This window comes from Tessaracoccus zhenghani, from assembly GCF_054552775.1.
This window is the reverse complement of sequence record NZ_CM137275.1, coordinates 1,179,166-1,192,219: the sequence shown is the minus strand read 5'-3', so window position 1 is coordinate 1,192,219 and position 13,054 is coordinate 1,179,166. Positions and strand designations below refer to the sequence as shown.

The 13,054-nt window shown below is 70.0% G+C and carries 14 protein-coding genes; 12 read left to right on the top strand and 2 right to left on the bottom strand.

The annotated features are described in order from the left end of the window. Positions 1-78 precede the first annotated feature (78 nt). Genes eutM through ACX1DX_RS05730 form a run of 7 tightly spaced genes read left to right on the top strand, consistent with a single transcriptional unit; the run spans position 79 to position 5,932 of the window. Entirely contained in the window at positions 79-366 is a 288-nt protein-coding gene (gene eutM / locus ACX1DX_RS05760) for an ethanolamine utilization microcompartment protein EutM (protein ID WP_076058227.1), read from the top strand. Between the two features lie 39 nt (positions 367-405). Further along, on the top strand, positions 406-1,011 hold the full coding sequence (locus tag ACX1DX_RS05755) for a cupin domain-containing protein (protein ID WP_459397926.1): 606 nt from the start codon (positions 406-408) through the stop codon (positions 1,009-1,011). 2 nt (positions 1,012-1,013) lie between these two features. After that, the gene (eutJ, locus tag ACX1DX_RS05750) at positions 1,014-1,892 is read left to right on the top strand and encodes an ethanolamine utilization protein EutJ (RefSeq protein ID WP_459397925.1); all 879 of its coding nucleotides are present in this window, start codon (positions 1,014-1,016) and stop codon (positions 1,890-1,892) included. A 1-nt stretch (position 1,893) separates the two neighbouring features. Further along, positions 1,894-2,520: a hypothetical protein gene (locus ACX1DX_RS05745; protein ID WP_182765462.1), complete on the top strand. Its 627-nt coding sequence runs from the start codon at positions 1,894-1,896 to the stop codon at positions 2,518-2,520. Positions 2,521-2,530: 10 nt separating this feature from the next. Next, positions 2,531-2,839 (top strand): hypothetical protein, encoded by a 309-nt coding sequence (locus ACX1DX_RS05740; protein ID WP_076058234.1) that lies wholly within the window; start codon positions 2,531-2,533, stop codon positions 2,837-2,839. Between the two features lie 4 nt (positions 2,840-2,843). Next, positions 2,844-4,913 carry a phosphate acetyltransferase gene (gene pta, locus ACX1DX_RS05735; RefSeq protein ID WP_459397924.1) on the top strand — a complete coding sequence of 690 codons (2,070 nt, stop codon included), beginning with the start codon at positions 2,844-2,846 and terminating at the stop codon, positions 4,911-4,913. Next, the gene (locus tag ACX1DX_RS05730; protein WP_459397923.1) at positions 4,910-5,932 is read left to right on the top strand and encodes a zinc-dependent alcohol dehydrogenase; all 1,023 of its coding nucleotides are present in this window, start codon (positions 4,910-4,912) and stop codon (positions 5,930-5,932) included. Before pta ends, ACX1DX_RS05730 begins: the two co-directional genes overlap by 4 nt. On the opposite strand, the gene ACX1DX_RS05725 is transcribed toward ACX1DX_RS05730, so the two are convergent. Further along, entirely contained in the window at positions 5,929-6,693 is a 765-nt protein-coding gene (locus ACX1DX_RS05725; RefSeq protein ID WP_459397922.1) for an alpha/beta hydrolase, read from the bottom strand. The genes ACX1DX_RS05730 and ACX1DX_RS05725 overlap by 4 nt on opposite strands. Before the next feature lie 33 nt (positions 6,694-6,726). Here ACX1DX_RS05725 and ACX1DX_RS05720 point away from each other — a divergent pair, with 33 nt between their 5' ends. The 5 genes from ACX1DX_RS05720 to ACX1DX_RS05700 all read left to right on the top strand — a co-directional run bounded on the left by ACX1DX_RS05720 (position 6,727) and on the right by ACX1DX_RS05700 (position 11,821). Further along, on the top strand, positions 6,727-7,488 hold the full coding sequence (locus ACX1DX_RS05720) for a lysophospholipid acyltransferase family protein (RefSeq protein ID WP_459397921.1): 762 nt from the start codon (positions 6,727-6,729) through the stop codon (positions 7,486-7,488). Beyond that, entirely contained in the window at positions 7,481-8,689 is a 1,209-nt protein-coding gene (locus ACX1DX_RS05715) for a sensor histidine kinase (RefSeq protein ID WP_459397920.1), read from the top strand. The genes ACX1DX_RS05720 and ACX1DX_RS05715 overlap by 8 nt, the downstream gene beginning before the upstream one ends. 30 nt (positions 8,690-8,719) lie before the next feature. After that, positions 8,720-9,361 carry a response regulator gene (locus ACX1DX_RS05710; protein ID WP_076059384.1) on the top strand — a complete coding sequence of 214 codons (642 nt, stop codon included), beginning with the start codon at positions 8,720-8,722 and terminating at the stop codon, positions 9,359-9,361. Between the two features lie 61 nt (positions 9,362-9,422). Further along, a complete protein-coding gene (locus ACX1DX_RS05705; RefSeq protein ID WP_459397919.1) occupies positions 9,423-10,808 on the top strand; it encodes a class II 3-deoxy-7-phosphoheptulonate synthase in 1,386 nt (461 codons plus the stop codon). Beyond that, positions 10,805-11,821, top strand: coding sequence for a threonine aldolase family protein (locus ACX1DX_RS05700; protein ID WP_459397918.1), 1,017 nt, complete (start codon positions 10,805-10,807; stop codon positions 11,819-11,821). The genes ACX1DX_RS05705 and ACX1DX_RS05700 overlap by 4 nt, the downstream gene beginning before the upstream one ends. Here ACX1DX_RS05700 and ACX1DX_RS05695 read toward each other — a convergent pair. Continuing rightward, a complete protein-coding gene (locus ACX1DX_RS05695; RefSeq protein ID WP_459397917.1) occupies positions 11,818-13,023 on the bottom strand; it encodes a hypothetical protein in 1,206 nt (401 codons plus the stop codon). The genes ACX1DX_RS05700 and ACX1DX_RS05695 overlap by 4 nt on opposite strands. Between the last annotated feature and the right edge of the window lie 31 nt (positions 13,024-13,054).

The following is a 13,054-nucleotide window of genomic DNA, read 5'->3' as shown; positions in this document are numbered from 1 at the left end:
ACGCCGTCACTACAACCGGAACAACAATCCGAAACCACACCCCACACCCCGGAAACACCCACTCAAAGGAGAACTCCCATGGCAGATGTCCAGATGATCGCTCTCGGCATGGTCGAGACCAAGGGCCTCGTCGGCGCCATCGAGGCCGCTGACGCGATGGTCAAGGCCGCCAACGTCCGGCTCATCGGCAAGGAACAGATCGGTGCCGGCCTGGTCACCGTGTTCGTGCGCGGCGACGTCGGCGCGGTCAAGGCCGCCACCGACGCCGGTGCAGCGGCTGCGGGCCGCGTCGGCGAGCTCGTGTCGGTCCACGTGATCCCGCGCCCGCACGGCGACGTGGAACTCATCCTCCCGCACCGCGACTGACCACCGAAGACGATCGTGAACCGGAAGGAGTGAGCCGTCATGGGTAGGAGCGTCATCACAGCAGCCGAGGTCCACGCGGCCTCGGGTGACCGCCTCGTGGTGCCCGCCGATGCCATCGTCACCCCGCTCGCGCGGGACGTGGCGAAGGACCGGGGCGTCAGCATTGTGCGGGGAGGTGCCGCGGAGGAAGCGCCGCGGGCCGATGACGCTCTCATGACGCAGATCCGCACGATCGTCACCTCCATGCTGGGGTCGGGTGGGGGCGCGCTCGCCGCCTCCACCGCCCGGCCACGCGTCAAACTGGCCCGCCAGGCCGACGCGCGGCTCGAACCGTTCCCCTACCCGGGGCCGCCCCCGTCGATGGCCGTCACCGCAGGCGACGTGGTCACGGTCGACGACGGTGCGCCCATGGCGGCGGGCTATCTCACCCTCACCAAGGGGTCGTTCCCCTGGACCCTCACCTACGACGAGATTCAGATCGTCCTCGAAGGTGAGCTCCACCTGGGTGGCGACGGTGGCGGCCAGATCGGCCGCCCCGGCGACATCCTCTACGTGCCCAAGGGGTCGTCGATCACGTTCGGCACGCCGTCGTGGGCCAAGTTCATCTACGTCACCTTCCCGGCCAACTGGGAGGAAGGGCTCTGAACATGCACGTGTCCGCGGCTGCGTCGGACCCCACGCCGGGTTCCCCGGCGCCGGTCAGGCGCACCATGAAGGCGGCCAAGGCGGCGCTGCGGCAGCCCCAACGGATCGCGCCCCACACCCCGATCAGGGTGGGGGTCGATCTCGGCACCGCGTTCAGCGTCGTCATGGTCACCGACCGCGACGGCGCGCCGCTCGCCGCCGCCACCAGGTTCGCCGACGTGGTGCGCGACGGTGTGGTGTGGGACTTCGCCGGCGCCCAGGCCGTGATCCGTGAACTCCGCAACGAGGTCGAGGCCGCCACCGGGCGCACGCTCACCCAGGGTGCCGTGACCATCCCGCCGGCGGTCGGCACAGCTGACCACCGCGCGCACCGCTACGTCCTGGAGGGCGCAGGGATCGAGTGCACCGCCGTCGTCGACGAGACCACGGCCGCCAACGCGGTCCTCGGGATCACCGACGGCGCGGTCGTCGACATCGGGGGCGGCACCACGGGGGTCGCCATCCTGCGCGGCGGCGAGGTCATCGCCAACATTGATGAGCCGACCGGTGGCACCCACCTGTCGCTGGTCATCGCCGGCGCGCTGAAGATCCCCTTGGCCGAAGCGGAGAAACGCAAGGTCAGGAAGCGCGAGCAGGAGGCGTTGTTGCCCCTGGTCCATCCCACCCTCGAGAAGATCTCCACCATCGTCCGCGCAGCCGTGGTGGGCCACGACGTCGACGTCATCCACCTAGTGGGAGGCACCGCCGCCTTCCTCGGCATCGCAGACATCATGGCCGACATCACCGGTATCCGCACCGTCGTGGCCCCCGAACCCATGCTCGTCACCCCGCTCGGGGTCGCGAGCTTCGCCGAGCCCATCGCCCAGAAGGGAGGCCATTGACATGGCCGATCAGTCCGATTTCCAGCTGCGGGCCTACTGCCATCTCGACCGCATCCAGCCCCAGTTCGCCGCGTTCACGGGGAAGATCGCGGCCGGTTCCCCGCCGGTGGAGGGCATGAGCAGTCTCTACGTCGAGATGGCGCCGGGCAACTGGGTCTTCCGGGTGGTCGACACCGTGCTGAAGGCCGTCGACGTGAAGCCGGGGGCCCAGGTGGTCGAGCGCCAGTTCGGGATGTTCGAGGTGCACTCCGACAATCAGTCCGAGGTGCTCCGCGCCGGCGAGGTGGTCCTGGAGTCGTTGGGCCGGCCGTTGGAGGCACGCATCGCCCCCAAGATCGCTTCCGAGCAGATCATCACCAACGTGCATCCCCTCCAGGCCCAGGTCCTGAACCGGATGAACATGGGCACGATGATCGAGGGCGGCCACACCATGCTGGTGCTGGAGGTCGAACCCGCCGCCTACATCACGCTGGCCGCCAACGAGGCCGAGAAGGCCTCACCGATCTTCCTCAACCACATGAGCTCCGTGGGGATCTACGGCCGGATGTGGATCTCCGGCACGGAGGCCGACATCGAAGCGGCCCGCGCGGCCGCCATCACCGCCATCGAAGCCGTCACGGGACAGTAAGGAACACGCCATGGCTCGCCGCGTACTCACCAAGGAATCCATCGACCAACTGCTCGCCTCCGGCACCACGGAGGTCCGGCTCGCGCCCGGCGACATCGTGACCGCGCTCGCCAAGGAGTACGCCCTCGACCACGGGCTGCGGCTCGTGCCCGCCCCTGCGGCGGCGGCGCCGTCCGCCCATTCGCCGGCGGCGCAGCCCCCGCCACAGTCATCGGGCTCCGCCGGGGTGGGTGCGGAGGTGCGCAAGGCCGTCGTGGCCGCCCTCGGCTATGAGCCCGACGGGTTGGACAGCGCCATCAACAAGGCCCTCAAGAAGTAACGCCGTGAGCCCCGGCACCGACGTGCGCGGCGCATCGATCTACCTTTGTCCGACCGAGCACTGCCCGCACCTCCTGCAGTTCGCTGTGGGCCTGCTCGACGACCTGGGTACGCGACATGCGTCCGTCGGCGTGTTCCGGCCGATCGTGGCGGAACCCACCGACCGGGTGCTCGGCGCGCTGCTGGAACTCGCGGCCGGCGACGGGCCGGAGCCCCGGTGGGGCGCCACAGCCGACGAGGTGCTGCACAACTCGACGGCGGCGATGGCGCAGATCATCGCGCGCTACGCCGATTGCGCACAACGCCACGACGCCGTGCTGGTGCTGGGCAGCGAATACGACTGTTCGTTGGCCCCCATCGAATTCGCCTGGAACACCCGCGTCTCGGCCAACATCGACGTGCCCATGGTGCTCGTCGTGCCGTCCGGCGGGGGAGCGGAACTCACCCGCGAACGCATTGACGTCGCCCTGGACGAGGCGACCCGCAATTTCGCGCAGGTGGTCGGTGTGCTCGCGCCGAGAGGCGAGGGCCAGCAACTGAGTGCCGCGGACCTCGGCGAACTGCCGGTGCCTGCGTTCGTCGTGCCCGAGGTGACCGGGGCCGTGAGCGGTCTCGAGGGTGCGCTGGTGGCGATCGGTGCTGAGCCGGTCGCGGGGGAGGGGGACCTCGCCGCGGTGGCCACCCGGCGCGCGCTGCTGATCGCCGACATGAGCCTGTCCAACCTCCTGCCCCAGGTGCGCCCCGAGTCGCTGGTGATCTTCTCCGCCGACCGGACGGAGATCGGCGTCGGACTGCCGTTGGCGGCCGCGACCGGGCGGTTCCCCGCCGCTGCGGCGGCCATCGCTGCCGGACCGTGGCCGCTCGACCCCGCCGTCGGCACCTTCTGGCAGCGGCTGACGCCGGGCGCGCCGTTGTTGCGCACCCGCAGCACCATCGAGCAGGTCTATCTCGCGTTGGGTGACTACGAGCGGGTACCCGCCCAGCTCAACGCCCGCCAACTGCGGGAGGCCCGCGATGTCTTCGCCCGCGACGCCGACGCTGGACAACTTCTGCGCGGCGCCCGGGTGGTGGGACGCGAGGGCGTGGTGACGCCGCTGATGTTCGAGCACCGGCTGTTGGAGGCGGCCCGCGCCGCCGACCGCCACATCGTGCTGCCCGAGGGAGAGGAGGAGCGCATCCTCCGTGCCGCGCACCGCCTCCTCGATCAGGGGATCTGCCGGCTCACCCTGCTCGGCGACCCCGGGGTCGTCAGGGCGAAGGCGCAGGAACTCGACCTCGCCATCGGTGCCGCCCAGCTCATCGACCCCGCCACGAGCCCGTTGCGCGAGGAGTTTGCGCAGAGCTATGCCCGGCTTCGCGCCCAGAAGGGCGTCACCCTGGAGCAGGCACGCGAGGCCATGAAGGACGTCAGCTACTTCGGCACCATGATGGTTCACGAGTCCCTCGCCGACGGGATGGTTTCAGGGGCGGTGCACACCACGGCGCACACCATCCGCCCAGCGCTGCAGATCATCAGGACCAGGCCGGGGATCACCGTGGTGTCGTCGGTCTTCCTCATGTGTCTGGCGGACCGCGTGCTCGTGTTCGGCGACTGCGCGGTCAACCCGAACCCCACGCCGGACCAGGTGGCCGAGATCGCGCTCAGCTCCGCCGAGACCGCCCGGCAGTTCGGGATCGAGCCCCGCGTCGCGATGCTGTCCTATTCGACCGGCGCCTCCGGAACGGGGCCGGACGTGGAACAGACCGTCGAGGCGACCCGACTCGTGCGCGAGCGCGCGCCCGGGCTCCCCGTCGACGGGCCGCTGCAGTACGACGCGGCCGTCGAACCGGCCGTGGCCCGCACCAAGGCACCGGAGTCCCCGGTCGCCGGACGGGCGACCGTGCTGGTCTTCCCGGACCTGCAGACGGGCAACAACACCTACAAGGCAGTCCAGCGCAGCGCCGGTGCCCTGGCGATCGGGCCCGTCCTCCAGGGCCTCAACAAACCGGTCAACGACCTCTCGCGGGGCGCGCTGGTCTCCGACATCGTCAACACCGTCGCCATCACCGCCATCCAGGCAGGGAAGCAGCCATGACCGACACCATGCGGGCCGCCGTCGTCACGAGGTTCCGCACCCCCCTCGAACTGCGCGAGGTGCCCGTCCCCGAACCGCGGTGGGGAGAGGTCCTCGTCCGCGTCAGGGCCTGTGGCGTGTGCCACACCGACCTGCACGCCATCCACGGCGACTGGCCCGACAAGCCCGCGTTGCCCCGCATCCCCGGCCACGAGGCCGTGGGCGAGGTGGCGGCGGTCGGCCCCGGCGTGGAACTGCACCAGGTGGGCGACCGCGTCGGAGTGCCGTGGCTGCACGAGGCGTGCGGCCGGTGCGAGCAGTGCATGTCGGGGTGGGAGACGCTGTGCGCCAAGCAGCGACGCACCGGCTACGACGTGGACGGTGGGTTCGCGGATTTCGTAGTGGCCAAGGCTGATTTCGCGGTGAAGTTGCCGGCCGGCCTGCCGTATGAGCAGGCGGCGCCGCTCATGTGCGCCGGGCTCACCGTGTACAAGGGCCTCACGATGACCGAATCGAACCCCGGGGACTGGGTCGTGATCTCGGGCGTGGGCGGGCTGGGCCACCTGGCCGTGCAATACGCCCGTGCCATGGGCCTGCAGGTGGTGGCCACCGACATCGACGACGCGAAGCTGACGCTGGCGGCCCGCCTGGGCGCGAACCTCACCATCAACGTGCGGGAGGCGGACCCGGTGAGCTACCTCCGCCGGATCATCGGAGGCGCGCACGCGGCGCTGGTGACGGCCGTCTCGCCGGCGGCATTCGGCCAGTCCGTGGCGATGATGCGGCCGGGCGGCACTGTGGTGCTCAACGGACTGCCTCCGGGCGACTTCCCGATCAACATCTACGACATGGTGATGCGCGCCATCACGCTGCGCGGCTCCATCGTGGGCACCCGGTACGACCTGGACCGGGCGCTCGCGCTCGCGGCGCAGGCGAAGATCGAGGCGACGGTGCACCCGGCGCGCCTCGACGACATCAACGACGTGCTGGCCAAACTCGAGGGCACGGCCCTGCCCGGCCGCACCGTCCTGGAGTTCTAGGCGGCTGCGCGCCCCGTGATGAAGCGGCGGGATTCGGCGACGATCCGGCCGGCGTCGTGGTCGAGGGTGGCGACGTGGTAGCTGCGCGTCAGTTCGACATCCACCACCTCCGCCACGTCCCGGCGGATCATCTCGCGGCTGAGGCCGTCGACGACGTGGTCCACCGTCGAGGCCATCAGGAGCACGGGGCCGGGGATGCGGTGCAGCTTCGCCCGGGTGTCTGCCCACAGCTCGGCCATCGTGGCCAGGCTGGTGACGGAGAAGCGCGAGTAGGCCGGCTCCTCCACCCCGGCCAGCGCGATGTCGGAGGCGATGCCGCGCTGGGGCGGCAGCAGCCGGTGGATCTTCACCGCTGGGGCGACGCGGCGGTCCCTGGTGCCGAGGGAGGGGTTCACCAGCAGGGTGCCCCCCACAGGATGGGCCGCGGCCAGCTGCAGCGCCAGCGCGCCGCCCATCGAGAGGCCGGCGACGAACACCGTGCTGCAGGTGGAGGCCAGGTCGAAGTACGCGTCCTCGACGGCGTTGTACCAGTCCCACCACCTGGTGCGTGCCAGGTCGCGCCAATGCGTCCCGTGGCCAGGGAGCCGCGGGGCCAGGACCCGGACCCCGGGCCAGTGGCCGTCGGGCTCAGCCAGCCCTTCGGCCCAGGGGCGCAGGCTTCCGACGGTTCCGGTGAATCCGTGGCACATGACGACACCGATGTCGCCGTGTCCACCCCGGAACGGGCGCGCCTCATTCCGGACGCTGTAGGAGGTAGTCATCTTCCTACGATGACAGAGATTAGACTGCCGCCCATGTGGTACCAGTTCTTCAAGTACGTCATCTTCACGCCCATGGTGAAGTACGGCTATGGCACGAAGGTGATCGGGAAGGAGAACTTCCCCAGGCAGGGCGGCGCGATCCTGGCCAGCAACCACATCGCCGCCTTCGATTCCCTGGTGCTGCCCGCCAGCATGCCGCGCCGGATCATCTTCCCCGCCAAGGCGGAACTGTTCTCCGGCGAGGGCGGGCTGGGCAGCAAGATCGTGGCCTGGTTCCTGAAGAACGTGGGGATGGTGCCCATGGACCGCAGCGGAGGCCGCGCCAGCGCGCAGGCGCTCGGCAGCATCACCTCCGTGCTCGCCGAGGGCAACGTGGTGGGCATCTACCCCGAGGGCACCCGCTCGCCCGACGGCCGCCTGTACAAGGGCAAGACGGGCATGGCCCGCATGGCGCTCAGTAACAATGTGCCTGTGATCCCGGTGGGCGTCACCGGCACCAAGTCCTTCAAGGGTCCCTTCGGCCTGCCGTGGGTGCGTCGCCCCGTCGTGATCATCGGCAAGCCCCTCGACTTCTCCGCCCACGCCACCGCGAAGCCCAGCACGGCGCTGCTGCGCTGGGTGACGGACGAGACCCTGGCCGCGATCCAGCAACTCACCGGTCAGGAGTACGCCGACGTCTACGCCACGCGCGTCAAGCACGGCGACCTCAGGGACATCGGCTCCGACGAGTTCGTGCGGCCCCGCCCCGGCGGGGAGGGGCCCCCGGCGGACCAGGCTGCGGCTCCTGATGCCTGACAGCCAGTGGAACGAGGCGCAGGCCGCCCGGGCGCCGCACCCGTTCACCCTCCACTCCCTCTGGTACCGCGACCGGCACGACGTGCTGAGCCGGGTCTACGCCGTCGTCGAGGTGGCCCGCGGGCTGCTGGGCGTCCACGTGGTGCTGGTGAACTTCCTCCTCGTCCTGCCCCGCGCCGACAACCGGCTGGGCGTGATCGCGGCCACCCTGGGGCTGGTGTTCTGGCACATCTTCATCTCGCTGCGGATGCGTAAGCCCTCGAAGCGCACCCCCGCCGCCCACCTGGCGGACCTGGGTGTGACCGTGACGATCGTGCTGGTCACCGCGCTCGTCCTGCCCCCGGGCGGTGCGCCGCTCACGCTGGCCGGCTACTGGGCGGGGGGCGCCGCCGCCTACGCAGCGCTGTTCAACAGCGTCCGCTACGGCGTGTTGTTCTCCGTCGTCATCGCCAGTTCGATGCTGATGGTGCCGTCGCACTTCAGCCTGGAACGCCTCGGCAGCAGCTTCGTCATGATCCTGCTCACCGCCTGCCTTGGCGTGTTGATCTCCCAGTTCCGGGCCACGATCGTCGAGCAGGAGCAGGAGCGCGTCCGCTCCGCCGCGCTCGGCGAACGGGAGCGACTCTCCAGGCTCGTGCACGACGGTGCCCTCCAGGTGCTGGCCCTCGTCGAGCGGGAGGGCCCCTCGCTGGGCCCCCGCGGCATCCGGCTCGCGGCACTGGCGCGTGAGTCCGAGATGCAGCTGCGCTCGCACCTGCAGGACCGCGACGTGCTCAACGTCGAGCCCACCACCACCGTCGACCTCGCGGCCGTCCTCGACAAGTACGAATCAGCCAAGGTCACCGTCGCCACCATGGCCAGCCTGGTGGAGATCCCCAGGCCCCTGGCGGACGAGATCGAGGCCGCGCTGGCGGAGATCCTCAACAACGTGGAGGAACACGCCGGCCCGGACGCCCGGGTCTGGATCCTGCTGGACCAGGAGATGTGCGACGAGGTGATCCTCTGGGTCCGCGACAATGGCGTCGGCATGAGCGCCCAGCAGGTGGAGGCCGCCGCAGCCAACGGCCGGATGGGCATCCGCGACTCGATCGTGGGCCGCATGGCGGCGCTGGGCGGCTCGGCGATCCTCAAATCCTCACCGGGCGCTGGGGCAGAATGGGAACTCAGGTTCCCGATCGACGTCGACGCGATGGAGAGTTGAGTGGTTGCGAAGTTGGAGCGGAAGCGGGTCATGCTGGTCGACGACCACCCCATGTGGATCGACGCGCTGAGCGAGGACCTCACCGAGGTGGGTTTCGAGATCGTGGCCGTGGCCAAGAACGGCCGGGAGTGCCTGGACAGGGCGCGCGCGGCCCGTCCGGAGGTCATGGTGATGGACCTGCAGATCCCTGAACCGGACGGCGCCACCTGCATCGAGATCCTGCTGCAGGAGTTCCCGGACATGCACGTCCTCGTGATGTCGGCCTCCGGTGAACGCGACGACGTGCTCCGTGCCATGAAGGCCGGCGCGAAGGGCTACCTCGTGAAGTCGGCGTCCAAGGAGGAACTCATCGACGGGGTGCGCCGCACGGCTGTCGGCGACGCCGTGTTCACCCCGGGGTTGGCCGGGCTGGTGCTGGGCGAGTTCCGGCGGATGGTGAACGTGGCCCGCTCCCACAACGAAGAGGGCCCGGTGCTGACCAGCCGGGAGATCGAGGTGCTCCGCCGCGTCGCGAAGGGCATGGCCTACAAGGAGATCGCCGACGAGCTGTTCGTCTCGCACCGCACCGTGCAGAACCATGTGCAGAACGTGCTGCGCAAGCTGCAACTCCACAACCGGGTGGAACTGACGCTCTACGCGATCGACAAGGGCCTGCACGATCCCAACGAATGAGGCCGTCCACCGGCTCGCCGGCCGGTGAGGACGCTGCGCGAGGTGGGGTAACCTAACGCGCATGTCGAGCATCATTTCCCGGGAAGAACTACGCGCGCTGCCCTACGTCCAGCAGCCGTCGTACCCGGATCCCGCGGCCCTCGATCGGACCATCGACACGCTGGAGAAGCTGCCCCCGTTGGTTTTCGCGGGGGAGTGTGACGACCTGCGTCTCAAGATGGCCGATGTCGCCGACGGCCGGGCGTTCCTCCTGCAGGGCGGCGACTGCGCCGAGACGTTCTCCGGCGTCACCGCCCAGGCCATCAAGAGCAAGCTGCTCGTGCAGCTGTCGATGGCGGTGGTCATGACCTACGCCGCGCAGGTGCCGGTGGTCAAGGTCGGCCGCATCGCCGGCCAGTACGCCAAGCCCCGCTCGAACGGTGTGGAGACCCGGGGTGACCTGTCGCTGCCGTCCTACCGCGGCGACGCCATCAACGGCTTCGACTTCACGCAGGAGTCGCGGGAACACGATCCCCAGCGCCTCCTCCGCGTCTACAACGCCTCCGCGGCCACGCTGAACCTGGTGCGCGCCTTCGTCAAGGGCGGCTTCGCCGACCTGCGTGGCGTGCACAGCTGGAACGCCGAATTCGTCCGCGACTCGCAGGTCGAGGCGGAGTACGAGGAGCTCGCCTCCGAGATCGACCGCGCGCTCGCGTTCATGGTCGCCTGCGGCGTGAAGGACGACTCGCTCAGCACCGTGGACTTCTACGCCAGCCACGAGGCGCTGCTGCTCGAGTACGAGCGCGCCCTCACCCGCGTCGACTCCCGCTCGCAGGAGCTGTACGGCTGCTCCGGCCACATGCTCTGGATCGGGGAGCGCACCCGCCAGCTCGACGGCGCCCACGTGGAGTTGTTCAGCCGCGTGCAGAACCCGCTCGGGGTGAAGCTCGGTCCCTCCACCAGCGTCGCCGATGCGCTCGCGCTGGCGGACAAGCTCGATCCCCACCACGTCCCCGGGCGCCTGACGTTCATCACGCGCATGGGCGCCAAGAAGGTCCGCGACGTGCTGCCCGCCGTCATCGAGGCCGTCGAGGCCAGCGGCCGCAAGGTCGCCTGGGTGTGTGACCCCATGCACGGCAACACCTTCGAGGCGAAGAACGGCTACAAGACGCGCTCGTTCGCGGATGTCGCCGACGAGGTCAACGGCTTCTTCGACGTCCACGAGCAGCTCGGCACCTGGCCGGGCGGTCTGCACGTCGAGATGACCGGCGACGACGTCACCGAGTGCGTGGGCGGCGTCTACAACCTCGACGAGAACGACCTGGCCAACCGCTACGAGACGGTCTGCGACCCGCGCCTGAACCGCAACCAGTCGCTCGAACTGGCGTTCCTCGTGGCCCGCCGCCTCCGCTCGGGCCGCCTCAACCGGGAGAACCCGGTCCAGTGGTTCCAGGCCAAGGACCTGTGATCGATCTCCGCAGCGACACGGTGACCCGGCCCTCGGCCGGGATGCTCGCTGCGATGATCGCGGCCCCCGTCGGGGACGATGTCTACGGCGAGGACCCCACCGTCGCGGCGCTGGAGCGGCGGGTCGCCGGGATGTTCGGCAAGGAGGACGCGCTCTTCTGCGCGACCGGGTCCCTGGCCAACCAGCTCGGCGTCTGGCTGCACACCCCGCCCGGCACCGAAGTGCTCTGCGACGCGCAGGCGCACATCGCCAGGGCGGAGATGGGCGCGCATGCCGCTAATGCGGGCGTGACCATGCGCACCTGGGCCTCGGACCGCGGCCACCTCGTGGCCGACGACGCGCTGGCGATGGCGGCGGTGGACTGCGGCCCGTACCTGGTGGAGACGGCCTGCATCGAGGTGGAGGACAGCCATAACTTCGGTGGCGGGACCGTGCAGGACTTCGACGAACTGGGCAAGGTCTCCGAGGGCGCCCGAGCGCTCGGCATCGCCACGCATCTCGACGGCGCCCGGCTCGCCAACGCCGCTGCTGTGACCGGTCGCTCGTTCGCCGAGTACGGCTCGCTGTTCGACACCGTCAGCATCTGCCTGTCCAAGGGGCTCGGCGCTCCGGTGGGCAGCGTGCTCGTCGGCAGCGCGGAGCAGATGGCCCGCGCCCGGGTGCAGCGCAAGCGGCTGGGTGCCGGCTGGCGCCAGGCCGGCGTCCTCGCTGCCGCCGGGCTCTATGCGCTTGACCACAACCTCGCCCGCGTCGCGGAGGACCACACAGCGGCCCGCGTCCTGGCCGAGGCCATCGACGCGGCCCGGCCTGGCGTCGTCACCGTGGAGTCCGTGGTCACCAACATCCTGCTGATCTCCACCCCGGATGCACCGGGGGTCGCCGCACGGCTGAAGGACAAGGGTGTGCTGGTCAGCGTCCTGGGCCCGCGGGCGCTGCGCGCCGTGACGCACCTCGATGTCACTGGGGAGCAGTGCCGCGAGGCCGGCGGGCTCATCGCCGCGGAAATCGCCTAACGGGGTTCCAGCTCCGCGATCGGGCGCGGCCATGCGCCCAGTTCCTGCCAGACGAAGTTGGGCACCCGCGCGAAGAACCCGTGGAGGAACTGCGACGTGCGGTCCAGGTCTGCTGGCAGCCAGTCGTCGCCGTCGCCCACCCGGATGACCCCTGCCGAGATCTCGAACTTCGGCGCATCGGCCAGCATCAGGTACTCCATCTGGCGCTGGTGCATGACGTCAGAGCCGAACCTGGCGTTGCCGGTGCGCACGGTGAAGCGCCGGTTGAAGTCCTCCCACTCGAACTTCTGCGACCGCCCGAACAGACCCCAGTTCACGGACAGGTCCTCGAACGGGAATGTGGTGCGGAACTCACAGAGGATCTCGTCGTGGTTACGGATCTCTGTGTGGGTCCTGCCCTCGGAGTCCCTGCGGGTGTGCCTGGTCTTCCAGGTGTGCTTCAGGCGGACGAAGGGCAGCCCGTCGTTGGACGAGGTGATGATGTCGTGGGCCTGGTGGTCGAAGCCGCCGCCGGTGCTGCTCACGGCGCCCAGGTAGGCGTCGTCGCGGGGGAGGTAGGCCCAGCCCGGGCGGCCGTGGAAACTCAGGCCCGCAGGGGCGGGGGGCCCGCTGTACTGGGTGATGGCCGTGGTGAGCAGCGCGGCGCGCACGGCTGCCAACTGCTCGACGGCGTCCTCGAGGGGGTCCGCCTCGCGGGGCGCGTCGACCAGGACCAGGTTGTCGTGGTCGATGCTGATCCGGTACGGCCCGCGGAGGTGGGCGCCCACCGCCGTGAGCAACTCCTCGGCATAGCGGCGCGACGGCGCGGCCGCGCGCAGTTCGCCGAGTTCGACGGGCTCGCCCAGCCTGGGCAGCCGGTCGTCGGTGACATGGAGGACCTCAGCCGCCGGGAGCGACTTCGGCAGGGGCATGGTCACCACGTACCCGGCGCTGCGCCAGGCGTCGCACGAGTAGCGGAAGGCCGTGAACGGCGTTGAGTCCTTCGCGACGCCGAGCAGTTGGTCGTCCACGCGCCGGTCGAACCCCAGGCCGAACGGCGGCACGTTCAGGCCGTAGGTGATGGACAGCGGGGGAGACGTGATGAACTCCCAGCCCTTGGCCCGCAGCGACTGCACATAGCGGTGCCGCAGCAGCCCCCAGATGCCGAAGCCGACGGCGGCCACCGCCAGCACAATGAGCACGACGACCATGAAATCGGGCACGATCCCCCACCTCCGGCCACCAGTGTGCCAG

Bases quoted from the DNA above. Each gene is read 5' to 3' on its own strand.
- ACX1DX_RS05730 (WP_459397923.1), top strand. From the start codon at position 4,910: ATGACCGACACCATGCGGGCCGCCGTCGTCACGAGGTTCCGCACCCCC.
- ACX1DX_RS05705 (WP_459397919.1), top strand. From the start codon at position 9,423: ATGTCGAGCATCATTTCCCGGGAAGAACTACGCGCGCTGCCCTACGTC.
- ACX1DX_RS05740 (WP_076058234.1), top strand. From the start codon at position 2,531: ATGGCTCGCCGCGTACTCACCAAGGAATCCATCGACCAACTGCTCGCC.
- eutM (WP_076058227.1), top strand. From the start codon at position 79: ATGGCAGATGTCCAGATGATCGCTCTCGGCATGGTCGAGACCAAGGGC.
- ACX1DX_RS05725 (WP_459397922.1), bottom strand. From the start codon at position 6,693: ATGACTACCTCCTACAGCGTCCGGAATGAGGCGCGCCCGTTCCGGGGT.
- ACX1DX_RS05715 (WP_459397920.1), top strand. From the start codon at position 7,481: ATGCCTGACAGCCAGTGGAACGAGGCGCAGGCCGCCCGGGCGCCGCAC.
- ACX1DX_RS05720 (WP_459397921.1), top strand. From the start codon at position 6,727: ATGTGGTACCAGTTCTTCAAGTACGTCATCTTCACGCCCATGGTGAAG.
- eutJ (WP_459397925.1), top strand. From the start codon at position 1,014: ATGCACGTGTCCGCGGCTGCGTCGGACCCCACGCCGGGTTCCCCGGCG.
- ACX1DX_RS05710 (WP_076059384.1), top strand. From the start codon at position 8,720: ATGCTGGTCGACGACCACCCCATGTGGATCGACGCGCTGAGCGAGGAC.
- ACX1DX_RS05745 (WP_182765462.1), top strand. From the start codon at position 1,894: ATGGCCGATCAGTCCGATTTCCAGCTGCGGGCCTACTGCCATCTCGAC.
- ACX1DX_RS05755 (WP_459397926.1), top strand. From the start codon at position 406: ATGGGTAGGAGCGTCATCACAGCAGCCGAGGTCCACGCGGCCTCGGGT.